The following is a 22,850-nucleotide window of genomic DNA, read 5'->3' on the forward strand; positions in this document are numbered from 1 at the left end:
TGTTAAGGGATTACTTGATGGGCAATCAAGTCTGCAGCTGAAAGTAAGGCATGCTGCTTTAGAAGCTTCCGCGTTAAATCATAGTCCTTGGTTTCCGGCAAGGCATCCAAATGATAGAGGCAGCTTTCCTGCTCTTTTATAAACCAGTCTGTTTTCCTGGTGAAATAATGCTTCTTGTCCTTCCATGCCTGATCCAGGGCAGGACTGTATAGCATTCCGGATTCTTTACTGGCAGAATATCTGCTGCTCCAATAGTCGGACCGTGAAGCAGTATGGGGAGTTCCCAGGGCGAATTCTTTTATCTTTCTGTGGTGTTTTTTATGGAAAAGGATCTGGTATAGAGATTTGCCTGTGGTTATGCGGGCATCAGCAGATCTGAAATCCACTACAGAGACCCCGAGCAATGCAGAGGTATTTGCCTTCTTCAGCGGGAATACAACTGTTGTGAAACCGAGTTTTTCCTGAAGAAGGAAAGGCAGATCATCCAGTATGCTGGAACCTGAAGTCCTGATGACCCTGTCTTCCAGCATTTTTTGTTCGTTCACGATCATCGCTGCTGTAATCACAGCAGAAGAGCCATGCTCATAAAAATGATCCCAAAAAGGCTTCATCCAGCCTGATACATGAAATTTGGGGAGCAGGTGAAACAGAGGGATTCCCATTCTCCTGCTGTATTCTAAAAGCAGCAGCTGCGGGTACGCATCCTGGAAAATATAAGCATTGCAGCGCTCAAGAAAAAGAAAGTAACGCTCCCGGTCTTCTTCCGTGAGAAAACTGTCCAGATAAGAGCTCTTTATGTCTGTCATATAAAAGCCGCCGTTCCTTGATACCATATGGGCAAGGAATGCCCAGTGGAGATCGGGGTTTCGCCTGTAAAACAAAAGATAGGCTTGTGTTCTCGTAATATTATTGCGGTTATATTTTTCCGTTTCTCTAGAAATAGCCGCTGCAACCTTCTTTTCTTTTTCTGTCAAAATATAAATCGGCGTATCTGTTTTGGCCTGGCGGATTAGTGCCTGTTCAATGCTGGCCATCTCCCGTCCGCTAAGCAAAGTTTTCTCAGGAATGGCAGGCCCGCTGCGGCGATTCAACATATTTCTCAGCCATGCAGGATAAAATTCAGCAAATATTTTCATTTTGCCTCCCCGGATATGAAACTTTATGATCAGCCATACGTATTAAAAAATCATCAGGCTGAAATGAACGCATATCGTTATATTAAATGTATTAAAGTACTTTCGGCTTCATGTATGCAGCTTCAGCAGTCTAATTGAAATAGGGGGAAATAAGATGTCATTCTTTAACAAAGTGCTGGCAAGTGTAGGTGTAGGTTCTGCTTCTGTTGATACGAAATTGGAGCGGGACTCCTTTTATCCGGGTGAAATGGCCAAGGGTGTTATTGAAATCAGGGGAGGGAAGACAGAGCAGAAAATCGACCAGATTTACCTGGCTCTGAATACAACTTATATTAGAGAGGCAGATGATAAGAAATATACAGCTGCAGGTGTGATCGATAAATACAGGATTGCTGAGACACTGGTGATCCAGCCGAATGAAACGCGGGAAATTCCTTTCTCTATTCAAATCCCTGAGGATTCACCTCTGACATTGGGAAGAACGAAGGTATGGATTTCAACTGGCCTGGACATTAAAAATGCGGTAGATCCCGGCGACAAAGATTATATATCCATTAAGCCGAACAGGCTCATGGACGGTGTGTTCCAGGCAGTTTCCGATCTTGGCTTCAGGCTCCGGGAAGCAGAATGTGAAGAAGCGCCACGCAGGCTGCGCGGCAGGCTTCCATTCATACAGGAATTTGAGTTCGTTCCGGTTTCAGGGCCCTTCAGGGGCAAGCTTGATGAGCTTGAACTGGTATTCCGTCCTGCCGGCGGCGGCCAGATGGAGCTGATGCTGCAGGTTGACAGGAAAGCAAGGGGGCTCGGAGGTTTCCTTTCAGAAGCACTGGAAATGGATGAAACCAATGTGAGGCTGAGAGTTTCAGATTATGATCTCGCTGGCATCAGACAGCAATTGGAAAGTACCATTGTACGGTATTGCTGAAGAAGAGCTGAGAGGGATCAGAGCTGTTATCCCGTATTGAAGGAAACAATGAGTCACCAGAATTTTTGACGTCATACCGTTAAAAAAAGATTGAAAAGGTATTAGAAACGAAAATAGTCCTTTTGTACAACCAAAGTTTAAAAACCAGTTGATTGGAGTGCACGGCACGCAGACTCTTCATAAAATGCATGTGCATTTTCTTCATTCGATGTTCAATTCGGAGAAGAGGATTCAACTTCCCGCGGGAAGCAGCCGCAGGGCTGAGAACCCGCATGAGCGAAGCGAAGAGAGGCTCAGCGCCGCCCCGCGGAAAGCGAAGTGCCTGGAACGGAAATCAACAGCCCTATTAACATCAAAAAAAGATGGCAACTTAAACAATATTCCTGCAGTATTTGACGATGGAAAACCATCGTCTTTTTTATGCAGGAAAACCTTCAATTCTGCTCATGGGTCTACAAAAGAAAAGAGCCGTTCAAAAGTGCTGGCGTATTGTAAGGAACTGTCTGGATAAAGGTCAGAAATGATGCCGTTGACCTTCAGGCGCTGCATGGCTGCAAATTGCTGCTCCTGAGTGACCGTCCACGAATTGACTTTGTACCCAAATGATTTTGCCTGTGTGACAAAGGACTTAGATAAGAATGCATGATGAACAGACAAGAAATCGGCAAAACTTCTGTATGAAGCAAGCTGGAACATATCGAGCGGCTTGCTGACCAGTATTCCTGCCTTAACTTTCGGGGAAAGGGTGCTGAATGTCCGGATATCAGCAATATTGAAAGACTGCACCATTAAGAGATCAGGATCGACGCCTTCCTCAAGTGTTTGGTTCAGCAAGACAGCAACCTCTTTTGCCAGGTTTGCTTCACTTCCTGCCCCCTTCATTTCGATAAGAAGACCGATCTTCCCTCCGAAACGCTTTACCACTTCTTTCAGCAGAGGGATTTTTTCACCTTTATACTGATCGCTGAACCAGGAACCTGCGTCAAGCTCCTTCAGCTGGCTGGCAGACAGCTGTGTTACGAGTCCTTCTCCTCCTGTTGTCCTGCCGACATCTCCATCATGGATGACCACTGGCTGATGGTCGCTGCTAAGCCATACATCCAGCTCAATAAAATCAAAACCTAGTTCATAGGCTTTTTCAAAGGCTGCCATCGTATTTTCAGGAGCAATTTGGACAGCGCCCCGGTGGGCAATGGACTGAAAAGGGGCAAGCGGCTGGAATGCAAAGCTCAGGAAGGATACAAGGATGCCGAGAAGCAGGGATCCTGCAAGTGTGTTTTTTTTACGAAAAGGATAGAAGCATAACTCTTTGCGGTAAAGCCGTTCAAAGGCACTTGATGCCGGCAGATGAAAGAAAATAATGAATAAAAAGTTCCAGAATCGGGAGAAGCAGAAGCAGATTCTTCCTGGAAGGGCAGTTTTCATTGCAATATGGCCCCTCATATCATTTCCCCCTTCGGCAGGCTGGTTTATATATAATATGCGGAAGCAAGCTTGTACGGAAATGGTTTACGACAGAATTTTCTGAAAAACGATAAAAAAAGAAAATGTTCTTTGAAGGAATCGACAGGACGAAAATGTAATAACAGAAGTAGAAAATATAGAGCTGCTGACGAAAAGGATGGGTCTGGCATAGGGAATTAATAAAGGAGGCTTGCTTCATGCTGAAGGAATTAACGTTGCCGATGTTAAAGCAGAAGGATTATGATGTGACGATTTTCCAGACACCGGAGTTCCGGCAAAAGAAAGGGTATAAGCAGGTGTACAGGCTGCCTATAAAGGGTGCGTCACATGAGGAGTGTCTTGATCACGCTTTCAGGAGTTTCAATGTTCCCGATCGCATGCCGGCTGACTTCAGCGGACGATTTCTGTCAACAGGGGATATTGTCTTTATTGATGAGGGCAGAAGGGGTCAGTTCTACTACCAGCTCAAACCCGGCGGCTGGGCGCAGGTGAACCGGGTGCATATCAGATAGAAAAAAGGATGAGCAGCAGGAGAAAGTCCCCTGCTGCTTTTGCTTTTTATTTTTTTCGTCTTTCGGCAGAATTCTCTTTGCCATGGGCCTCATGTTCAGCCACGATAGCTTCAGGCGGGATATGATTGTTTTTCTTTGGTGAATTGATGCGGCTGCGGTGTTTTTTTCCCACTGGCGCTTCTCCTCCTCTGATATCACATGAACTATTGTTTATGCTTCCTCCGGACTGTTTTGGAGGTATGCGGTTCAGTATTCGAACGTGAAGATGGATTGGTTTCATTCGCGTGCTGGACAGCCTGTCTCAGCTTTTTGCTCATCGGTTCTTGCGGCATGTTTATCCCTCCTTAGGAAAGACTAATATTAGGTTGCCCGGGGCAGAAAAAAACATGCTGGCATCACTTGGTTTTCCAGCATCAGCGGAAATATGGTATAGTGTGATGTGAAAGCAGTTGCAAACCATGCTTCAGAAAAACATTGGAGGTACAAAACATGAGTGTACATATCGGTGCAGAAGAAAATCAGATTGCAGAGACGGTTCTGCTGCCAGGAGACCCTTTGCGTGCAAAATATATAGCGGAAACATTCCTTGAAGATGCTGAATGCTACAATGAAGTCCGGAACATGTTTGGATATACCGGAACTTATAAAGGAAAAAGGATTTCTGTCCAGGGGACCGGAATGGGGGTTCCTTCCATATCCATTTATATTAATGAACTGATGAACAGCTATAATGTCCAAAACCTGATCAGGGTAGGTACATGCGGCGCCATCCAGAAGGATGTAAAAGTAAGGGATGTTATCCTGGCTATGAGCGCTTCAACTGATTCACAGATGAACCGCCTTACCTTTGGAGGCGTGGATTATGCTCCAACCGCTGATTTTGACCTTTTAAAAAGAGCCTATGATGCAGGTGAAAAAAAAGGCCTGAACCTTAAGGTTGGCAATGTTTTCACAGCAGATATGTTCTATAACGACAATTCAGAGCTGGAAAAATGGGCGAAATACCAAATTCTTGCAATAGAGATGGAGACAGCTGCCCTCTATACCCTTGCAGCAAAATTTGACAGAAAGGCATTGTCAGTCCTTACAGTCAGTGATCATATCCTTACTGGTGAAGAAACTACTTCACAGGAAAGACAGACAACTTTCAACGAAATGATCGAGGTTGCACTGGAAGCTGCGATTAAATAATGGTTAAATACGATGCCCCATGCCGGGCATCTTCTTTTTTTGCTGATATCAATACTATCTATGCTTTCGGATGCAGTGCAAAAAGTGTTAAGATAAACATATTGTGAAATACTAACATTGGTACAACAATAGGACAGGTGAAAGAAATGAAGAAAATAGTGATCATCGCAGCAGCTGTTTTTATCCTCGGGGGATGCAGCAGAATGGAGCCTTTTGTCAGCAAGATTCCCTTTTGGCCTGAAGGCGGGCAGGCTGCGGACAGCCCTTCTGATAAAAACAAAGAAACCAGTGAGGCAGCACCGTCAACGGATGATGGACAGGCTGCAGCTGAGGAGGAAGAAAAGTCTGTCCCGGACGGCCCTGTTCTGGAAGCAGCCTTTTTCAATCAGATAACCGAAACAGAAGGTAAAAAAGTGATTCAAAATCCTGCCAATATCATGGCGCTTGTAAATAAAGAGTTTATGCTGCCCGGCAGCTATATTCCGGAAGATCTTGTCCGTCCAAAAGTTCCATTTTCTTTCGGGGAACAGGATATTGAAAAGAGCTATATCCGCAAGGATGCTGCAGCTCATATGGAAAAGATGTTTGCTGCAGCAAAGCAATCCGGGATTGAATTGTTTGCCGTTTCCGGCTACCGTTCATATGAAAGGCAGGCAGTGATATTGGATGCTGAAATCCAGCGGGCCGGGGAAGAAAAGGCTGTCCAGGCTGTAGCCATGCCCGGCAGCAGCGAACACCAATCCGGCCTGGCGATGGATATATCCAGCAGAAGCGCAAAATTGGAGCTCTCTGAAGCGTTCGGCAACACTGCAGAAGGAAAGTGGCTTGCTGAAAACGCCCATAAATTCGGATTTATCCTACGTTATCCGAAAGGAAAGGAAAGTATAACAGGCTATCAGTACGAGCCTTGGCATTTCCGCTATGTCGGTCCGGCAGCGGAGGAGATTTATGAGAAAAACCTCACTCTCGAAGAGTATTTCAGCATTGTAAAGAAAATATGATCATCACTCCCTGTTTTTACTTGCCCTGATTGGGGAATAGAATGACTGCAGTACTGACAGAGGGAGGAAGAAAATAATGAATAGAACAACGATGACTGTACCTGAAATGACATGCGATCATTGTGAAGAATCCATAAAGAACGCCCTCCTTTCACTTGACGGAGTTGCCGGGGTGTCAATAGCACTTCAGGGAAAAACAGTAGAGGTCGACTATAATCCTGAGCAGACATCGGAATCTTTAATCAAGGAAGCAATTGAAAATGAAGGGTATGGAATTGCCTGATTGGTTTTTGGGGATGGCATGGAAGCAGGCCATCCCCTTTTAATTGGCCTGTTCAAAAAAGCCATCTTTTATTCATAAATTTTTCCGTTTTTGTACATATTTCTTTGTTAATTTACTTTATAAAATGTTATTCTAATTTTTAAGGGTCTAAGGACTTCCTTATGGAGACGAAAGTGGTGAACAGCTTGGATAATAATCATTTAGACCAGGAAAATTCAGACAAGCAGCCTGATTCCGGATACATCCGGATGAAGAAGTTTCACTTTGTCATGCTGCTGTTTTTCATAGTGTTCCTGGCAGCGGGGATTACAACCTTCGCGCTGGCATTCGGAGATGAAAAAGCTGTCAGCATCGGCAATGAACGAAACGAATTTGATAAGCTGTATTCTGCTTATGATACATTGAAAGGCAGCTACTACAAAGATGTGGAGCAGAATACGCTCATAAACGGGGCTATTAACGGGATGGTTGAGTCCCTGGAAGATCCCTATTCAGACTATATGAATGAAGAAGAAGCAGCAAGCTTCCACCAGAGCATCTCTTCTTCATTTGAAGGCATAGGTGCAGAGATTCAGGAGCAAAACGGGCAGATCATCATTGTTTCCCCGCTCAAAGGCTCCCCGGCAGAAAAGGCTGGCTTGAAGCCCAATGACAAAGTCCTTTCTGTAGATGGGAAAAGCCTCCAGGGCAAGAGCTCAACAGAAGCAGTAACACTGATACGCGGCAAGAAAGGTACCAAAGTGGAGCTTGAAATCCAGCGCGCAGGTGCTGATGAAGCTACGAAAATAAGCATCACCAGGGATACTATCCCGCTTGAGACCGTTTATGGGGAAATGATGGAGGATGGAATTGCAAAAGTCCAGATCACCACTTTCTCTGATAACACATCGAAAGAACTCATAGATGTATTGAACGATCTTCAGAAGCAGGGAATGAAAGGCCTTGTCCTTGATTTAAGGCAGAATCCGGGCGGATTGCTGAACCAGGCGATCAGTATTTCCAGCCTGTTTGTGCCGGAAGGAGAAATATTATTCCAGATCGAAGACAGGGAAGGCAATCGGGAAGTGGTAAAATCCAATTCTGAAGGCAGCCCTGACATCCCGCTTGTGGTGGTAATCGACAAAGGCAGTGCGAGTGCTTCGGAAATACTGGCAGCGGCTGTGCACGAGTCTGCAGGTGTCCCTCTTGTTGGTGAGAAGTCATTCGGAAAAGGCACAGTACAGCGTGCAGAAGATTTCACGGATGGATCCAATATGAAATTCACAACGGAGAAATGGCTGACGCCGGAAGCGAACTGGATCCACGAAAAAGGAATCGAGCCTGATTATAAAGCAGAGCTTCCTTCTTATGCATCGCTTCCGTTTATCAATCCTGAAAGCGAACTGAAGGTGTCTTCTTCTTCCGCTGAAGTGAAGGCTGCACAGGAAATGCTCAAGGCACTTGGCTTTGAACCGGGCAGGACAGACGGATTCTTTGATGAAAAAACAAAGCAGGCAGTCATCCAGCTCCAAAAAGCCCATAAACTTGAGCAGACGGGTGTCATTACAGGAGATACCACCGTAAAGATGATGGATCTCTTAAGAGAAAAGCTTCTTAAAAACGATACGCAGATTCAAAAAGCAGTAGAAGTGCTTAAGAAAGAACTGCAGTAAAATATTAAATGGAAAGGACCGGCCTGCTGGCCGGTCCTTTTCATGCTGCTTAGACGAGCCGGAATTTTACAAATATTAACCAGGAGGTATAGGGCTGCCCTCCGATGCCCGAGAATGAAAGTAAACGAAAATGGAGGCAGGCCAGTGAGGAAAAAACTATTGCTTATCATATGCGTCACCATCCAATTGACTGCATGCTCCTTGCCCTTTGACAATGGAGCCGACGAGGCAGCCCCCGGCATACCGGGGACAAGCGGAAAAGAAGATACAGTAAATGGACAAGGTGCAACAGACACTACATTCCTCCTGATAGGAATAGACAGCAGGGGAGAAGCACACTCAAGGTCTGATGCAATCATAGCGGCAAGATATATGCCTAAAGAGAAGGAAATCAAGCTGATTTCTTTAATGAGGGACAGCTATGTGGAAATACCGGGCACCGGAAGGCGCACCAAACTTAATCATGCCTATTATGAAGGCGGGAAAGAATTGCTTAAAGAGACAGTTGAGGCGAATTTCGGGCTGAAAATCGACTATACTGCCATCATAGATTTCAAGGGCTTCATTGCTGCAGCAGATCTGATTGCTCCTGAAGGGCTGGAGCTTGAGGTTTCAAAGGAAATGGCAGAGGATATGAAGCTGGATATGCAGCCGGGGAAGCAAACCCTTCATGGAGAAGAAATTTTGTCATATGTCCGCTTCAGACATGACGGAGAAAGTGATTTCGGCCGGGTTGAGCGGCAGCAGGAGGTCTTAGCTGCCCTTAAAAATAAGCTAACTGAAAGATTCAGCAGTATAGAGGGAGTCCTTGATTTCCCGGCGGTCGTTCTTGAGGCAGCCCAGTATATAGAAACGGATATGGATGCCGATGAGGCAGTCCCCTTGGCCGTATCCTATCTGCTCAATTCCGCGGAGAATGTTCAGACATTGAGGATTCCAGTCAGTGACAGCTTTGAAAATAAACTTGTCGATGAAGCAGGAGCAGTGCTTGAAATGGATTTTGAAGAAAATAAACAGGCAATCCAGCAGTTTATTGGAGAAAAACAATAAAGGGCAAGATAATAGACGAGCCATGCCCTTTATACATATCCTGGGTAATCTGCAAGCTAAAATAAGCCTTAACAGCTTTTTTGCTTTCAAACAGGGCAAAGTTTAGGTAACATATGATTGGAGCGTTAACCAATTTTGTCAGGAAGTGAACATGCTGAAATGGTAAATAAAACAGAAGTATATATATTATCGGGATTCCTCGGCAGCGGAAAGACCACTTTATTGAAAAGGCTGCTGCTGCAGGAAAAAAAGGATGGCCGGAAGACAGCTGTTATGATGAATGAGCTTGGAAAGGTATCCATTGATTCGGAAGCAGTTGACGGGGAGGTCCCGTTGAAAGAACTGCTTGGCGGATGCATCTGCTGCAGCATCCAGGATAAACTGGAATCCCAGCTGCAGTCGCTGCTTTTGGATGAAAAACCTGAAGTGATTTATATTGAAACGACCGGCGCTGCCCATCCTGTGGAAGTGCTTGATGCAGTGCTGTCGCCGCTGTTCGCAGATAAACTGCTGGTTAAAGGCATCATGACTGCGATTGACGGGATGAGATGGCTTGCCCGGAAGTCGCTGAGCCCGCAAGTTCAGCAGCTGCTCATAGAGCAGGTGCGGCATGCCGACCTGATCCTGGTGAATAAATCAGATGAAATGAGCAGTTCAGAACAAGCCTCTGCAGTCATGGATATCCAGTCTTTCAACCAGCATGCGGTGCCTATTCTTACCACCTACTCCAAGGTTTCCGCCGACGCGGTACGGGGGCTTAAGACGAATAGGAAGACTGGGGCTGAGAAAGCCTCCCTCAAGGATCTGAACCTTGGATCCTATGTCCACACCTTCAAGGGCCCGGTCAGCCAGGAAGCATTCGAATCTTTTTTGAGAGAGCTTCCTGATTCGGTCTTTAGAATAAAGGGATATATTAAGTTTTCGGCTGAGAGCTATCCTTTCCTGTTCCAATTTTCTTATGGAATGCCTTTATATATGAAGGAATATATGAATATGCCCCTAAACATGGTATTTATCGGCGAAAATATAGACTGGGAGCAGATCAGCCGGAAATTAAAGGATATGGAGTAAATGATATAATATCACTGAAAGATCATTTAGGCCATATAGGGAAAGGACGATTTTCTTTGAAACAAGCAGCAGAACTGGAAAGAGCATTCCGGACTGTTTTTCGGACTTTAAGGCAGGAAGTGAATAAGCTGATGGGCGATGAAGTCACCAGCAATGAATTCACTGTGCTGAAACTAATAGCAGACGGACCTAAGATGGCTTCTGCCATTTCTAAAGAGCTGAATGTATCGGCAAGCCACATTACGAGTGTAACTGATTCTCTTGTCAGGAAAGGCTATATGACCAGAAGCCGTTCCGAAAACGACCGGAGAGTGGTGGAATTGGTGCTTACAGGAACCGGCCAGGAACTTGTTGAAAAACTGGAGGAAAAAAAATCTGCCTATTTGCAGGCAAAGTTCCGCTCTTTTACTGAAGAAGAGCTGGATCAGCTGGTAAAGCTGTTTCAAAAACTTATGTAATGATTGATAAGAGCCCTGCGCGCGCCCGCCAGGCTCTTTTTTTGTTTCATTTTAAACTGTCAGGATGCGGCGCCGCGCATAAAAGGAGGCTTGTGTGGGACACTTTTCATTGAGGGCCGCATGACCCATCCTACAAAGAGAGAAATCGAGTGATGATGATGAAGTTCTTAAAACAGCCGGCAGTCCTTATTCTCGCCAGCTTTCTTCTTCAGGGATCCATTTTTTATGCTGATGCATCCGGCAGGCCAGCTCCACTGGATTGGTCAGAAGTCAATGAGCTGCTTCCAAGATTCAGCACATTTACTGTTGAGGATGTTGAAACGGGAAAGAAATTTAAAGTGCAGCGAAGGGCAGGAAGCCGCCACGCAGATGTCCAGCCCTTGACGGCGAAGGATACAGCCGTGATGAAGGAAATTTATGATGGAAAGTGGAGCTGGAGGCGGAGAGCCATCATTGTAAAATCCGGAAAATTGAGAATAGCGGCTTCAATGCATGGGATGCCCCATGGAGCCGGGGCACTTGCCAATAATTTTCCCGGCCACTTCTGCATTCATTTTAACGGAAGCACCACTCATCGAAGAGATGAGATGGACTTATCTCATAAATTGATGATTTTGAAGTCTGCAGGCGAACTGGAGGCATACACCGGAAATGCAGGACCGGAAGAAGCAGCTTCAGCATTCATTGCAGGTCTGAAGCAGCAGGACGAAGATATTGCGGGCATGCTTTCTCTGCAAAAGCTGCCATGGAAAAAAATCCTCCCGGCTATTGAAAATGTTCAGCTGGAAAGTGCTTCCGGCGGCTTCAGCATGGAAGAAAAGCAGAACCAGCTTGTGGATGTTTCCGTTGAAGTTGACTGGTATATAAAAAATGAAGGAAAAAGGCATTACAAAGGAAAAATCGAAATGATAAAAATGTCAGCTTTCGACGGCTGGAAAGTAAACGCGCAAAAATTCCTGGAAGAAAACCGCCTATTCGAAAGATAAGCGGTTTTCTCTTTCCGCAGCAATAAAAGCAAAAAGGGATGCTATGGCATCCCCCATTCTTATTTCATCTCTCCAAACTTCGCAAATGTCTTCTCATCCTCTACCAGCCCGCAGGCTGCGCACTGCACCCTGACTTCAGGCCCTTTATAAGCCATATGGAAAGGGCTCAGCTGTTCTTCAGCGTATTCTTCCAAGACAATGCCCGAGCCGGGATCAAGCTTTACTGGCTGTGCTACCTGCCTGATGATATTGAATCTGCTTCTATTGGTTTTGCAGTTCGGGCAGCGGTAAGGTGTCCCCATGAACATCCTCCTTTCATTCTTCCTGCAGATTTGCCGGTGAACGTATTTTTTGCCATTGCAGTCTTCTTTATGCATATATAGTAGGGGTATACTAGAAACGATGGTAAGACAAAGGCAAGGAGAGATAGAAGATGAATAATGATTATGCTTATTTGCTTGGCCAGTACAGGCAGCTTTGGAACAACCGCAGGCTTGAAGGTACCGGCTCAGCGGAGGATATCTTAAAGGAAGCAATCCGGAGAGAGCTGAAAGATGAAAATGCCCATCCGCGTGCCAGAAAGCGGGTGGCGGAAAAGTTCTACCTGGCAGTTAAGAGGCTAACTGACTCTGATATGCCCAATGAAGATAAACTTTTTCTGATAGACATTCATTGTCAGGTGTATGAACAGATCAGATCTTAAGTTTTTTAGCGGCATATGCCCTGCTGTCGAGAATGATCTAAAAATATGATCAATAACTTTTCACAAATATTTCACAGTACAAGGATATAATCTTCTTATACATAGCAGAAAAGGGGAACAATCATGAGGGCAATTGCACTTACGCTGGGATATGCGTGCATGCTGCTGATGCTGGCAGCCTGCAGCTCTGAACAATATCCGCCAATTGCAAAGGACAAAATGGTGGCGGCAACCGTCAACATTAAAGATATGTCTTTGACCTTCATTGATTTGGATATATTGGATGAAGCGGCGACATGGGATTTACAGAAGCCTTATACGGGCGGCTTAATCCTCCCTGATGGAGATTCCTTGTTATTGTACGGCAAACAGCTGGACACCGTTGATTTATATTCATTAGAAAAAGGGGAAAAGATCGGTGAATGGCCGGCAGGTACCGGGATAGTCAATGGCAGGCTCCTTGCAGGCAGGCAGGAAATTGCTTTTGCAGACCAGGAAAAAGATCAAGTCAGGTTCTATGATTTGAATGGCAAGGAAACAGGAGCTGTTAAGACAGAAGCCGATCCCTTGACCATCCTCGAAGAAAAGGAAAAAGGGAAACTATTTGTCTCAAGCTTCAAGCAGGAAATCATGACTGTCATAGATATAAATCAAGGCAGAAAGATATCATCTTTCAAAATCCATCCTTCTGCAGCAGGAGCCCTGATCAGGGAAGAAGAGGGAGAACTTTGGATAGGCGGCCATGGAGAAGGGGCAGAAGCTGAGAAAGACATCCATGTTTACAGTCTGGAAACAGGCAGGCTGGCAAAAACGATTCCTGCCCCAACGATGCCGGTAGGCTTTGCAGAGCTGAAAGGATCTATTTTTGCTCTCAGCCACGGCTCCAGTACACTTTATAAGGTGGACGGCGGCGGTAAGGAGGCAGGCAGCATCCAGGTCGGAGCCAATCCTTTTGAAATGCTTCCTTTCGGAGAGTATCTGATTATTGCGGGCTATGACAGCAATGATGTCCATCTGATTGATCCGGGGCCGCTTCAGGTCATAAAGACGATCAAAACAGGAGAAGGGCCATTCCAGATCATACTCCGGGGGGATGTTGGAAATGAATGATTTAGAAATATTGATTGTGGATGATGAAGAAGATATGCGTCACCTGATCGGGATGTATTTGGAAAATGCCGGCTTCAGCTGCCGTTATGCTGCAGGAGGAAAAGAAACGCTGGAAGAAATACAAAAAAATCTTCCTGACCTCATTCTTTTGGATATCATGATGCCAGGTGAAGATGGATTCTCAGTGTGTGAGAGGGTGCGTGCCCAATATGAAGTACCTGTCATTTTTTTATCTGCAAAAGGGGAAGAGTGGGATAAGGTCAAAGGACTGCAGATCGGGGGAGATGATTATATCGTCAAGCCTTTCAGCCCTGGGGAACTGACTGCCCGCATACATGCAGTCCTGAGGAGGAGCGGCAGCATCAGCGGCGCAGATTCAAATATAACCTCCGCCGGAAAAATAACGATAGACAAAAAGGCGCGGAGCGTGAAGGTGGAAGGCAGCTATATCATGCTCACACTCAAAGAATATGAACTGCTGATGTTCTTTATCGGCCACCAGTCCCATGCGCTGAGCAGGGAACAGCTTTTAGAGCAGATATGGGGAATGGATTATCTGGGGAGCTTAAGGACGGTGGATACCCACATTAAAACACTAAGAATGAAGCTTGGTGCAGGAGATTATATAAAGACGGTCTGGGGAATCGGCTATAAGTTTGAGGTGCCCCTCGAATGAAATACTTCTCAGGCAGCCTGGCAAGGAAAATCTGGCTGGCGATCATGGCCGCCATTGTCATCACCATCGTTTACTCATATTTTTTGTCCTATTTGTTTTATGAAAACCTTTATGTCTCACATATTGAGGAAGAGCTGCTGCAAGAGGGCGGGCGCCTGGCCTCGCAGTACAGTTCAGGCCCGATTACCGAACAATATAAAGAAAAAGTGGAATGGTATAACCAGGTATCTGATGCGGAAGTGTTTGCTGTCAGCAATCCGAGGGAGCTGAGCGCCTGCCTCCCATTTGATATTGATTATGACACGCTGATCGGCCCTGAAGAAAGAGAACGGCTTCTTAAAGGAGACCATATCCTTAAAACCGGGTATGAGGAGCGGTTCGGCAGAAGAATCATGGGAGTTATTATTCCCTTGCTTGACGAAAACAGACTTGAAGGTATTTTATACTTATATATCCCGGTGGAAAATATCTCAGAAGTCACAAAGGATTTTGCCTACTGGTGGGTAGCGGCTGCTTTGCTGTTTCTTGGAGCTGCCTTCATCTTCGGGACAAAAATAATCAGTAAGCTGACACACCCGCTTGCAGATATAAAAAAGGCAGCGGAAAGAGTGTCTTCAGGAGATTATTCAAGCAGGGTCCAGATTCAATCCGAAGACGAAATAGGGCGCCTTGCCAGGGCATTCAATCAGATGTCATCCTCCATCCAGAAGGAAGATGAAAGAAAGAAGGAGTTTCTGGCTGATATTTCTCATGAGCTCAGGACACCTATCAGCTATATTAAGGGCTATAGTGATGCAATATTAAAAGGGATTGCGGATAAAGATGATAAGTATCTTCATCTTATCAATAGAGAATCGGTCCGGATGGAAAGGCTTGTCGGAGACCTGCTTGATTTATCGAGGCTGGACACCGATGAGTACCAGCTGTTCAGAATGCCTCTTCCCCTTGCTCAGGTCATTGAAGATAGCCTGGTGCGGTATACCCCAGCTTTGAGGGAAAAGAAAGTAGAGCTGCGGACAATGCTTGATCCGGACATCATTATAATGGGTGATGAAGGAAGAATCGGGCAGATCGTGCAGAATATCATGGACAATAGCATCCGATATACAGGTAAAGGCTACATTGAAATTACCCTGAAAGCTTCCAATAGGGACTGCATTCTTACAATAATTGATACAGGAAGCGGAATCCCGCCGGAAGATCTTGAAAGTATCAAGCAGAGGTTCTACCGGGTCAATAAAGCCCGAACCCGGGATGATGGCGGCACTGGACTCGGCCTTGCCATTGCAGAAAAGCTCATCCAGCTGCATCATGGATCCATATCAATAGCGAGCAGTCCAGGAGAAGGGACAACGGTAACCATAAAATTGCCAATGCTAAAGGATTAAATTGGAAACCCGGGATATTTCCGGGTTTTTTCAATTTAAATCATACGAATTTCTTTTCACATTTGTCATTCCAGTGTAATAAAAGTAAACAAAGGATGACCCCTGAAAATGTGTCAATAAGACTTCTTTATCATATGTTTGGAAAAAAGATATGTTCACTTCCACTTTACCAATTATTATCCATACAATAATATTCCAGCCATTAACCCTAAGATATCTTGATATAACAGGCTTTTCCTGCTTAATTAGTCCCAAAGTCAGTATGCGCAGCCTATGGATGCACTTACAAACTGCTAATATGTAAAATCCTCCCTCTAATATTACAAAAATCGTATGCTATGATATTACTGCAAGCAAGAGAGCAACAAAAAACAAACTACGATTATCAGGGAGGATTTCATACATGAATAAAAAAGTGATCTTTTCAGTAGCAGCGGCAGCAGCATTGCTTGTATCACCAGGATTGAATAAAGCAGATGCAGCATCTAATTGCCCGACTCCACAGCAAGTGAAAGTAAATTACTCTGGAAACCTGAATAACGAGCAGATTAACAGCCTGCTTCAAAAATATATGAAACAATACAATATTAACTGGGAAAGCGTACAGGTAAACAAGCAGCCGGCCAAAGCAGAACAGCCGAAACAGGAAGCACCTGCACCAGCCAAAACAGAACAGCCAAAACAGGAAACTCCTGCACCGGCAAAAGCAGAACAGCCTAAGCAGGAAGCACCTGCACCTGCACCAGCTAAACAGCCTGCACAAGCAGAAAAACAGCCTAAAGCTGCACCATCAGCATCACAAGTAAGTGCGTTTGAGCAAAAGGTAGTCGAACTGACTAACCAGGAACGCGCAAAAAATGGTGTGCCTGCCCTTAAGCTTGATACAGAGCTCAGCAAGGTTGCACGCGAAAAGTCTAATGACATGAAAACAAAAGGCTACTTTGACCATAACAGCCCAACTTACGGTTCTCCGTTTGATATGATGAAGAAATTCGGCATCTCTTACAGAACAGCCGGTGAGAACATTGCAATGGGCCAGCGTTCACCTGAAGAAGTAGTAAAAGCATGGATGAACAGTGAAGGCCACCGCAAGAACATCATGAACGCCAACTTCACACACATCGGTGTAGGCCATGTGGCAGAAGGCAACTATTGGACTCAAATGTTCATTGGAAAATAATATAGCATTCAAAAAAAGGAGACAGCACCTGCTGTCTCTTTTTTTTGAACAGTTTTAGACTTTCCTAGGGAATGACTGTCTTATACGTCTTAATCTCACTCATGCTGCGGCCCGAAAGGTTTAACAGTAAATGCGGGTGCTTTTCCTTCATGATTTTTCCGAAAAAGGATACAATACAACCTAGAGTTAATATAGATAGGGGATTTCTATGGATATCAGAAAAGCAGAACCAAAAGATATAAGCAAAATAATGGGAATCGTAAAGAAAACAGTAGAAATTATGAGGCAGGAAAATAATGATCAATGGACAGATGAATATCCTGCAGAAACTGATTTCCTTAATGATATCAAGAACGGAACAATGTTTACAGCAGTGATGGATGGAGAACCCGCCGGTGCTATAACATGCGATCAGGTCCAGGCAGAGCAATACCGCCAGGTTTCCTGGCAAAAGGCCGCTGGTGAATGCTATGTGTTCCACCGCCTCGTTGTAGATCCTGAAATCAGGGGAGCCGGGATTGCCAGCCGTCTCATTTCATTTGCTGAACAGCATGCTGTTCAGCAGAATGTGCCATATATGAGAACTGATACATATTCACTTAACAAGAAGGCCCAAAGACTGTTTGAGAAAAACGGATACAAAAAAGCCGGTGAAATCTATATGGACAGGGAGCATCCGTTCTTTTGCTACGACAAACTTCTTTAAGCATGCCGGAAGTTCAAGTATCCATCTGGAAAGGAATATCTACAGCTTCCTCATCCTCATGTATGGGTATGATAATGACAAGAAGACCTTCTTCAAAAGAGGTTTTGATCTCTTGCCGTATGACCTGATATGGAATGGATAATTTCTTCTCAAACTTCAGGCTGGGGCGCTCTTTTATCAAATATTCCCGGTTGGGGAGAAGAGTCATATATTTACCTTGAATAATGATTTCCCCCTTAGCCAGTTGAACCTTGAAATTCTCCCTTTCAATGCCTGGAAGTTCTGCTTCAACAATGATGGTGTTTCCGGATTTGTAGACATCACATCGGGGAACGGATCCCTGCTGGCCGAAAAATAAAGAGCCGGGATTGGATGGCACAATCTGCCCCTCCGGATTCTTTTTGCTCAGACTGCCCAACAGCGGATCATTCTGGACCTGGGTGCTCCATTCCAGAAGATGCCTGAATTGTTCCAAAGACATAGCTTGTAACCTCCTTTAATGAATGGGAGCTCAGAGCTAAAAGGAAAAGGTTAAAGGATTTCAGTTACTTCAATCTCAGAAAACTGCATATCAATATTCTTGGGTATCCTGACTTCCAGCATGCTGTCTTTGAAGCTCGCAGAAGAGCCTTTCCTTTTTACAATGGCAGGAAGGGTAATCGTATGCTTATTTTCAAACTCAGGAATATGCTCCAGGATGATCTGGTTTGAAGTATGATAAAGCTTCAGCTGTTTGAGCCAGGATTCATCTTTTATTCCGATCCTGACAAAAACATAATCATGTGTTTCGTAGACAGAGGTATCGAGTTTGGAAGAGCCGGGAGGAGAGGGATCAGGGTTCCCTTGCTGAAATGGGCTGAATCCCTGCATCATATTCTGTGGCCCTCCCATTCCCTGCGTCGATTGGGGAAAAAGCTGGCCCATCATATTCTGAACATATTTGTCAATCTCGTCAGGCTTGAGCTGCTGCATCGTTTTTTTCATGTCTTTGTTAAACGGGAAAAGGTTCCAGGGAAACATATGATACATCCTTTCCTAGTGAGGCGTATATGCCCCATGTTCGGTATATGCTGATGTATTATATGCAGGCAGCAGCCTAATCGTTAATTTTCACGCATACAGCAAACCAGCTGCCAGTCCAATTGCATATATTTTCTGCCAGCCTCTTTTTATTTGCATATCTCAAGGGTTCTTCATAGTATAGTGATTAAGAGAGCAGAAAAAAATATTGCGGGGTATGTATCTTGGTGAATGTAAAGACGGCTTTAATAACCGGCGGAGCGGCCGGCATCGGAAAAAGGACAGCCATTGAACTGGCAGCTAATGGGGTTTCGCTTGCAATCAATTACCGCAGCAGCCGGGAAAAAGCTGAGCTGCTCGCAGAAGAATTGACTGAAAAATATGGGACGCAAAATATTGTTGTCCAGGGTGATATCGCTTCTGCAGAAGACTGCCTGCGCATTGCTGAGAAGGCACTGGATTATTTCGGCTCAATCGATATCCTTGTCCATAATGCCGGGCCATACATACATGAACGAAAAAGAATGGCTGATTATTCCCTTGAAGATTGGAGCTATCTGATGAATGGAAATGTAAACGCAGTCTTTTGGCTGACAAAGCTCCTTCTGCCGGCGATGAGAGAAAAAGGCTGGGGAAGAGTCATTACCATTGGATTTGATAGAGTCGAAACGGCGCCAGGGTGGATTTACAGATCAGCTTTTGCTGCAGCAAAAACAGCGGCGGCATCCCTCACAAGGACTCTTGCCCTGGAAGAGTCTGAGAACGGGATTACAGCCAATATGGTCTGCCCCGGTGATATCGTAGGTGAATGGAAAGAGAAGGAAATCATTCAGGCAAGAGAATTGATCGGAGATTTGCCCGAAAATGAAAGAGATGCAACCGGAGAGGATATTGCACGGGTCATTTCGTTTTTAAGTGATGATAATTCCGCCTTTATAAATGGGAGCATTATTCCTGTCACAGGCGGAAGGGATATACTGGGAAAAGCATACAGGCTTGATGGCTAAGAAGGGCACATTGCTGAAGGCAATGTGCTTTTTGCTGCAATATTTGTGCCAATAAAAGAGAAAGTTTGAGAAAACCTGCTGCAGAAACGAGTACATATAGTTTTGAAGGTGGAAGGATGATAAAATAGTAGGAAATAACTATAAATTTGATGCAGGTGCTGTGGCATATGGACATATATAACAGGTTTCTTAAAAAACTTCTAATCAATTACATATTCGGCTCTTTGATTGCAGTGCTGGCAATCGGTGCAACCTTTATCTTTACAACCATTGATGCCAGGGGATATGACAAAGCCCTAATATGGCTGATTCTGGCAGGGTCAATGGTCATCATGTTTTTTACGGAGGGCTTTTTCTTCAGGCAGCATATCAGGCCCATTCGAGCTGTGTTTCTTTCAGATGGAATGGATGCGGAGTCTGTCAGAAAAGCTATCCTGAGGCTGAAGCAGTTTCCAGTCCTAACGGTCAAGCGGATTATGCTGCCGCATCTGCTTGGACTGACGATACCGGCAGCATCTGCTTCACTTTATCTGATCTCAGCCGGAGAGCTCAAGCTCTCCTATTATATGGTGCTTTATGCCGCCATTGCCGCTTTTCTTGTTGCCAGCATGCACGCCCTAGTAGAATTCTACTTGACGCTTAGGGCGATCAAGCCGGTGCTGGCCCATTTCAAGGCGGCCAATAAAAGCGGGTGGCTTGTTCAAGAAACTCCGTCCACCATTCCTATCAAAAAGAAATTCCGTTTAACAGTCCTTGTGATCGGTGTCCTTCCTGTCCTGATTTTCATGGTAGCTGCCCAAATCAAGCTGGAAGGAATGGGGATGGAAACGGCCGTTTTTTGGCAGTGGGCGGCTGTTGTGATCTTCATTACAGTTTGCTATGCCATGCTGACCGCGAAGTATATGGCGGAGGATATTGAAGAGCCGATTTCACGCCTTCAAACGCTGATGTCCGAGGCGGAAAATCAGAACTTTGCCTACTTGAAGGATAATGTGTATACAGACGAATTCTCTGAGGTATTCACAGGTTTCAATATTATGATAGCAGCCCTGAAGCAAAGGGAAGAGACGAACCGGCAGCTGCTTGAAAGCTTCATGACTGTCCTGTCTGCAGCACTTGATGCGAGGGATCCATATACTTCCGGCCACTCAATGAGGGTGGCATCATTCTCCCGCGACATAGGGAAGAGACTTGGTCTTCATGATGAGGAACTGAAGCAGCTTTATCAGACTGCTCTTCTCCATGATATTGGAAAAATCGGTGTCCCGGATGGTGTTCTGCAAAAAGAAGGCAAGCTGAGTGACGAAGAATTCGAGTACATAAAGGCCCATCCGGTTATAGGTGAAACGATTTTAAAGCAGGTACAGCCGGCAGGCGAGGTGGCTTCATTGCTCCCCGGGATCCGTTCCCATCATGAAAGAATCGATGGAAAAGGCTATCCTGATGGACTTCAGGGGGAAGAGATACCTTATTTTGGCCGGATCATCGCCGTAGCAGATTCTTATGATGCCATGACTTCTGACAGACCTTACCGCAAAGGGATGCCGCCGGAAAAAGCATTGCATATACTTGAAAGTGGAAAAGGCACACAGTGGGATCCACAGGTGGCAGACGCTTTTATTGAGCTGGCCAGAAAGATGGTGCAGACTGAGGCATCCTGATCTTTCAGGTTCTCTATGGGCTATATAAATAACCCTTAAGGTCCTTCATACATGACAAAGGCCGCACCAGATTGGTGCGGCTTTATTGATGCACGCATATTCTTCCCGCATAATGAAAGAATTTATGATGAACGCAGCAATGCCTGCTCTTCCTGAATAATTCCGCTTCCGGACTGTACCCCCTCTGATTGGACCACCAGAGTCCGTGTAGGGAAAGCCATGCTGACTCCTTCCTCTTCCAGGATTAGCAAGATCCTGAAATTAACGTCTTCTTTGATGGAAAGATAATCTGCAAAAGACGTCACATTCGTGAAAAAGTACAGGTAAAGATCCAGGCTGGAATCATTGAAGCGGTCAAAGCGAACTATGATTGTATCGTTATGGATTTCCTCATGCTCAATGAGCATCAGCTCAATCCGCCTTGCGATTGCCTGGAGCTTTTCTCTTGAAGTGGAATACGTAACTCCCAGATGAAAGGCAATCTGCCTTTTTCCCATTTTAGACCAGTTAATGATCGGCTCGTTGGCAAGGGTCGAATTGGGAACCGTCACAAGAGCCTGGGCAAAAGTACGTATCTTCGTGCTTCTAAAGGTAATATCCTCTACTGTTCCCTCGACGCTGGGAGTCTTAATCCAATCGCCTATTGTGAATGGCTTCTCGGTTACGATTACTATCCCTCCAAAAAGGTTGGAAACTGTTTCTTTTGCAGCCAGGGCAAAAGCCAGGCCTCCAAGACCCAACCCGGCAATGAAGCCGTTGATATTGAAACCCCATTCTTCAGCAATCATACTTCCGCCAAGAACAATGACAAGAGTCTTAGCCATCTTAGAAACAAAAGGGACGACCAGCTTATCGACATTAATGTCGAGTTTGCTCATCAGTTTAGGGAAGAGCACCGTAGTCATGCTGCTTAAATTGAAAAGGCCCCAGGCTGCAATCACAACGAAAACTGACCGGAACAGCTTTTTTTCTGCTGTATCGCTGATCAGGTCATAAGGGAAAAACTGCAAAGCCAGCTGAAGCCCGATAACGACAAACAGCCATCTGACAGGCTTTTGGAACGAATTTAGGATGGAAGAGGCTGTGGTGATGCCTTTTTTATCAGTATAATCAATAATCAGCTTGAAGATATATCTTGTAAACACTTTTCGGAGCAGCAAAAATAAAATCAGGATTCCGGCAGAAAGGGCAAACTTTGCCCAAAAATCATCGGTTAACAGGTAAGTCATCATTTTCCTCCTTGATGTAAAACTAAGCAGTGATAAACATTAGAACACTTTACCACTAACTGCGGAAAAATTTAATAGGTTGAAAGACGTAACTTTTAATAAGGCTCTTTACGCATTGATTGTTGCTTTATTGCCATTCTTATAAGAGGTGAAAAATTACATTTACAGGAAGGGAAATGCTGCTGGTGCTTGCCAGAATTTAAAGTCATACAACGTCAATTTTATACGTGAGGTATAAAAACCGCTATTTCTGGATCATTCAAGAAAATCTATTTAGGAACAATCGCGACCAGCCATAAAGAGCGGACCTTACAGGACCTGAATGAGGGAATCGGGGACAGGCTGAAAAATAAGCGGAGAAATTCCCCCTGATTTCAAAGAAACTCTAAAAACAGCTGCAATAGTCGGAGAAATTCCGGCGATCGATTAAAAAACAGAAAA

The 22,850-nt window shown here is 45.0% G+C and carries 26 protein-coding genes; 18 read left to right on the forward strand and 8 right to left on the reverse strand.

From position 1 onward, the window contains the following. Nucleotides 1-2: 2 nt before the first annotated feature. Nucleotides 3-1,136 carry a DUF2515 domain-containing protein gene (locus tag ABU165_RS04185; protein WP_094767221.1) on the reverse strand — a complete coding sequence of 378 codons (1,134 nt, stop codon included), beginning with the start codon at nt 1,134-1,136 and terminating at the stop codon, nt 3-5. Nucleotides 1,137-1,290: 154 nt separating this feature from the next. Here ABU165_RS04185 and ABU165_RS04190 point away from each other — a divergent pair, with 154 nt between their 5' ends. Further along, nucleotides 1,291-2,061: a sporulation protein gene (locus ABU165_RS04190; RefSeq protein WP_094767222.1), complete on the forward strand. Its 771-nt coding sequence runs from the start codon at nt 1,291-1,293 to the stop codon at nt 2,059-2,061. 444 nt (nt 2,062-2,505) lie between these two features. Here the strand turns inward: ABU165_RS04190 and ABU165_RS04195 are convergent, their stop codons facing one another. Beyond that, nucleotides 2,506-3,504, reverse strand: a complete 999-nt coding sequence (locus ABU165_RS04195) for a glycerophosphodiester phosphodiesterase (protein ID WP_094767224.1) — start codon at nt 3,502-3,504, stop codon at nt 2,506-2,508. 218 nt (nt 3,505-3,722) lie between these two features. On the opposite strand from ABU165_RS04195, the gene ABU165_RS04200 reads away from it, so the two are divergent. Continuing rightward, nucleotides 3,723-4,037: a YodL domain-containing protein gene (locus ABU165_RS04200; protein WP_009795472.1), complete on the forward strand. Its 315-nt coding sequence runs from the start codon at nt 3,723-3,725 to the stop codon at nt 4,035-4,037. A gap of 46 nt (nt 4,038-4,083) precedes the next feature. On the opposite strand, the gene ABU165_RS04205 is transcribed toward ABU165_RS04200, so the two are convergent. Then, nucleotides 4,084-4,209 carry a hypothetical protein gene (locus ABU165_RS04205; protein WP_009795473.1) on the reverse strand — a complete coding sequence of 42 codons (126 nt, stop codon included), beginning with the start codon at nt 4,207-4,209 and terminating at the stop codon, nt 4,084-4,086. A gap of 31 nt (nt 4,210-4,240) precedes the next feature. Continuing rightward, entirely contained in the window at nt 4,241-4,369 is a 129-nt protein-coding gene (locus tag ABU165_RS04210; RefSeq protein WP_009795474.1) for a hypothetical protein, read from the reverse strand. Nucleotides 4,370-4,526: 157 nt separating this feature from the next. Here ABU165_RS04210 and deoD point away from each other — a divergent pair, with 157 nt between their 5' ends. The 8 genes from deoD (at nt 4,527) to ABU165_RS04250 (ending at nt 11,729) form a co-directional block, all read left to right on the forward strand. Next, the gene (gene deoD, locus ABU165_RS04215) at nt 4,527-5,228 is read left to right on the forward strand and encodes a purine-nucleoside phosphorylase (RefSeq protein WP_009795475.1); all 702 of its coding nucleotides are present in this window, start codon (nt 4,527-4,529) and stop codon (nt 5,226-5,228) included. Nucleotides 5,229-5,374: 146 nt separating this feature from the next. Further along, entirely contained in the window at nt 5,375-6,229 is an 855-nt protein-coding gene (locus ABU165_RS04220; protein WP_022544083.1) for a M15 family metallopeptidase, read from the forward strand. A 76-nt stretch (nt 6,230-6,305) separates the two neighbouring features. After that, nucleotides 6,306-6,512, forward strand: a complete 207-nt coding sequence (locus ABU165_RS04225) for a heavy-metal-associated domain-containing protein (RefSeq protein ID WP_022544082.1) — start codon at nt 6,306-6,308, stop codon at nt 6,510-6,512. A 248-nt stretch (nt 6,513-6,760) separates the two neighbouring features. After that, nucleotides 6,761-8,164: a lmo1851 family serine protease gene (locus ABU165_RS04230; RefSeq protein WP_198018101.1), complete on the forward strand. Its 1,404-nt coding sequence runs from the start codon at nt 6,761-6,763 to the stop codon at nt 8,162-8,164. Between the two features lie 144 nt (nt 8,165-8,308). Next, complete coding sequence (locus ABU165_RS04235; RefSeq protein ID WP_318059479.1) at nt 8,309-9,214, forward strand: LCP family protein; 906 nt, start codon at nt 8,309-8,311, stop codon at nt 9,212-9,214. A 159-nt stretch (nt 9,215-9,373) separates the two neighbouring features. Continuing rightward, entirely contained in the window at nt 9,374-10,285 is a 912-nt protein-coding gene (locus ABU165_RS04240; RefSeq protein WP_318059478.1) for a CobW family GTP-binding protein, read from the forward strand. 56 nt (nt 10,286-10,341) lie between these two features. After that, entirely contained in the window at nt 10,342-10,743 is a 402-nt protein-coding gene (locus tag ABU165_RS04245) for a MarR family winged helix-turn-helix transcriptional regulator (RefSeq protein ID WP_009795483.1), read from the forward strand. A 152-nt stretch (nt 10,744-10,895) separates the two neighbouring features. Continuing rightward, nucleotides 10,896-11,729 carry a hypothetical protein gene (locus ABU165_RS04250; RefSeq protein ID WP_009795484.1) on the forward strand — a complete coding sequence of 278 codons (834 nt, stop codon included), beginning with the start codon at nt 10,896-10,898 and terminating at the stop codon, nt 11,727-11,729. A 59-nt stretch (nt 11,730-11,788) separates the two neighbouring features. Here ABU165_RS04250 and ABU165_RS04255 read toward each other — a convergent pair whose 3' ends face one another. Further along, a complete protein-coding gene (locus tag ABU165_RS04255; RefSeq protein ID WP_022544079.1) occupies nt 11,789-12,031 on the reverse strand; it encodes a hypothetical protein in 243 nt (80 codons plus the stop codon). A 131-nt stretch (nt 12,032-12,162) separates the two neighbouring features. Between ABU165_RS04255 and ABU165_RS04260 the strand changes: the two genes are divergently transcribed. The 6 genes from ABU165_RS04260 (at nt 12,163) to ABU165_RS04285 (ending at nt 17,492) form a co-directional block, all read left to right on the forward strand. Beyond that, nucleotides 12,163-12,432 (forward strand): NUDIX hydrolase, encoded by a 270-nt coding sequence (locus ABU165_RS04260; RefSeq protein ID WP_224952003.1) that lies wholly within the window; start codon nt 12,163-12,165, stop codon nt 12,430-12,432. A gap of 123 nt (nt 12,433-12,555) precedes the next feature. Then, entirely contained in the window at nt 12,556-13,542 is a 987-nt protein-coding gene (locus ABU165_RS04265) for a YncE family protein (RefSeq protein ID WP_224952002.1), read from the forward strand. Next, on the forward strand, nt 13,535-14,218 hold the full coding sequence (locus tag ABU165_RS04270; RefSeq protein WP_022544077.1) for a response regulator transcription factor: 684 nt from the start codon (nt 13,535-13,537) through the stop codon (nt 14,216-14,218). The genes ABU165_RS04265 and ABU165_RS04270 overlap by 8 nt, the downstream gene beginning before the upstream one ends. After that, nucleotides 14,215-15,606 carry a sensor histidine kinase gene (locus ABU165_RS04275; protein ID WP_094767229.1) on the forward strand — a complete coding sequence of 464 codons (1,392 nt, stop codon included), beginning with the start codon at nt 14,215-14,217 and terminating at the stop codon, nt 15,604-15,606. Before ABU165_RS04270 ends, ABU165_RS04275 begins: the two co-directional genes overlap by 4 nt. Nucleotides 15,607-16,009: 403 nt before the next feature. After that, the gene (locus ABU165_RS04280) at nt 16,010-16,786 is read left to right on the forward strand and encodes a CAP domain-containing protein (RefSeq protein WP_009795491.1); all 777 of its coding nucleotides are present in this window, start codon (nt 16,010-16,012) and stop codon (nt 16,784-16,786) included. A 208-nt stretch (nt 16,787-16,994) separates the two neighbouring features. Next, a complete protein-coding gene (locus tag ABU165_RS04285; protein ID WP_318059477.1) occupies nt 16,995-17,492 on the forward strand; it encodes a GNAT family N-acetyltransferase in 498 nt (165 codons plus the stop codon). Between the two features lie 13 nt (nt 17,493-17,505). Here the strand turns inward: ABU165_RS04285 and ABU165_RS04290 are convergent, their stop codons facing one another. Continuing rightward, nucleotides 17,506-17,973 carry an Hsp20/alpha crystallin family protein gene (locus ABU165_RS04290; RefSeq protein WP_009795493.1) on the reverse strand — a complete coding sequence of 156 codons (468 nt, stop codon included), beginning with the start codon at nt 17,971-17,973 and terminating at the stop codon, nt 17,506-17,508. A 50-nt stretch (nt 17,974-18,023) separates the two neighbouring features. Continuing rightward, a complete protein-coding gene (locus ABU165_RS04295; protein WP_022544076.1) occupies nt 18,024-18,512 on the reverse strand; it encodes an Hsp20/alpha crystallin family protein in 489 nt (162 codons plus the stop codon). Between the two features lie 227 nt (nt 18,513-18,739). Here ABU165_RS04295 and ABU165_RS04300 point away from each other — a divergent pair, with 227 nt between their 5' ends. Next, nucleotides 18,740-19,519, forward strand: coding sequence for an SDR family oxidoreductase (locus ABU165_RS04300; protein WP_035403376.1), 780 nt, complete (start codon nt 18,740-18,742; stop codon nt 19,517-19,519). Nucleotides 19,520-19,686: 167 nt separating this feature from the next. Next, nucleotides 19,687-21,180 (forward strand): HD-GYP domain-containing protein, encoded by a 1,494-nt coding sequence (locus tag ABU165_RS04305; protein ID WP_035403379.1) that lies wholly within the window; start codon nt 19,687-19,689, stop codon nt 21,178-21,180. A gap of 122 nt (nt 21,181-21,302) precedes the next feature. Here ABU165_RS04305 and ABU165_RS04310 read toward each other — a convergent pair whose 3' ends face one another. Continuing rightward, complete coding sequence (locus tag ABU165_RS04310; RefSeq protein ID WP_009795497.1) at nt 21,303-22,412, reverse strand: mechanosensitive ion channel family protein; 1,110 nt, start codon at nt 22,410-22,412, stop codon at nt 21,303-21,305. Nucleotides 22,413-22,850 lie beyond the last annotated feature (438 nt).

Origin of the sequence: Cytobacillus sp. T106 (assembly GCF_040492155.1) — a bacterium.
GTDB lineage: Bacteria > Bacillota > Bacilli > Bacillales > Cytobacillaceae > Bacillus_AB > Bacillus_AB infantis.

Bases quoted from the DNA above. Each gene is read 5' to 3' on its own strand.
- ABU165_RS04185 (WP_094767221.1), bottom strand. From the start codon at position 1,136: ATGAAAATATTTGCTGAATTTTATCCTGCATGGCTGAGAAATATGTTG.
- ABU165_RS04190 (WP_094767222.1), top strand. From the start codon at position 1,291: ATGTCATTCTTTAACAAAGTGCTGGCAAGTGTAGGTGTAGGTTCTGCT.
- ABU165_RS04195 (WP_094767224.1), bottom strand. From the start codon at position 3,504: ATGAGGGGCCATATTGCAATGAAAACTGCCCTTCCAGGAAGAATCTGC.
- ABU165_RS04200 (WP_009795472.1), top strand. From the start codon at position 3,723: ATGCTGAAGGAATTAACGTTGCCGATGTTAAAGCAGAAGGATTATGAT.
- ABU165_RS04210 (WP_009795474.1), bottom strand. From the start codon at position 4,369: ATGCCGCAAGAACCGATGAGCAAAAAGCTGAGACAGGCTGTCCAGCAC.
- deoD (WP_009795475.1), top strand. From the start codon at position 4,527: ATGAGTGTACATATCGGTGCAGAAGAAAATCAGATTGCAGAGACGGTT.
- ABU165_RS04220 (WP_022544083.1), top strand. From the start codon at position 5,375: ATGAAGAAAATAGTGATCATCGCAGCAGCTGTTTTTATCCTCGGGGGA.
- ABU165_RS04225 (WP_022544082.1), top strand. From the start codon at position 6,306: ATGAATAGAACAACGATGACTGTACCTGAAATGACATGCGATCATTGT.
- ABU165_RS04230 (WP_198018101.1), top strand. From the start codon at position 6,761: ATGAAGAAGTTTCACTTTGTCATGCTGCTGTTTTTCATAGTGTTCCTG.
- ABU165_RS04240 (WP_318059478.1), top strand. From the start codon at position 9,374: ATGGTAAATAAAACAGAAGTATATATATTATCGGGATTCCTCGGCAGC.
- ABU165_RS04250 (WP_009795484.1), top strand. From the start codon at position 10,896: ATGATGATGAAGTTCTTAAAACAGCCGGCAGTCCTTATTCTCGCCAGC.
- ABU165_RS04255 (WP_022544079.1), bottom strand. From the start codon at position 12,031: ATGGGGACACCTTACCGCTGCCCGAACTGCAAAACCAATAGAAGCAGA.
- ABU165_RS04260 (WP_224952003.1), top strand. From the start codon at position 12,163: ATGAATAATGATTATGCTTATTTGCTTGGCCAGTACAGGCAGCTTTGG.
- ABU165_RS04265 (WP_224952002.1), top strand. From the start codon at position 12,556: ATGAGGGCAATTGCACTTACGCTGGGATATGCGTGCATGCTGCTGATG.
- ABU165_RS04270 (WP_022544077.1), top strand. From the start codon at position 13,535: ATGAATGATTTAGAAATATTGATTGTGGATGATGAAGAAGATATGCGT.
- ABU165_RS04275 (WP_094767229.1), top strand. From the start codon at position 14,215: ATGAAATACTTCTCAGGCAGCCTGGCAAGGAAAATCTGGCTGGCGATC.
- ABU165_RS04280 (WP_009795491.1), top strand. From the start codon at position 16,010: ATGAATAAAAAAGTGATCTTTTCAGTAGCAGCGGCAGCAGCATTGCTT.
- ABU165_RS04285 (WP_318059477.1), top strand. From the start codon at position 16,995: ATGGATATCAGAAAAGCAGAACCAAAAGATATAAGCAAAATAATGGGA.
- ABU165_RS04290 (WP_009795493.1), bottom strand. From the start codon at position 17,973: ATGTCTTTGGAACAATTCAGGCATCTTCTGGAATGGAGCACCCAGGTC.
- ABU165_RS04295 (WP_022544076.1), bottom strand. From the start codon at position 18,512: ATGTTTCCCTGGAACCTTTTCCCGTTTAACAAAGACATGAAAAAAACG.
- ABU165_RS04305 (WP_035403379.1), top strand. From the start codon at position 19,687: ATGGACATATATAACAGGTTTCTTAAAAAACTTCTAATCAATTACATA.
- ABU165_RS04310 (WP_009795497.1), bottom strand. From the start codon at position 22,412: ATGATGACTTACCTGTTAACCGATGATTTTTGGGCAAAGTTTGCCCTT.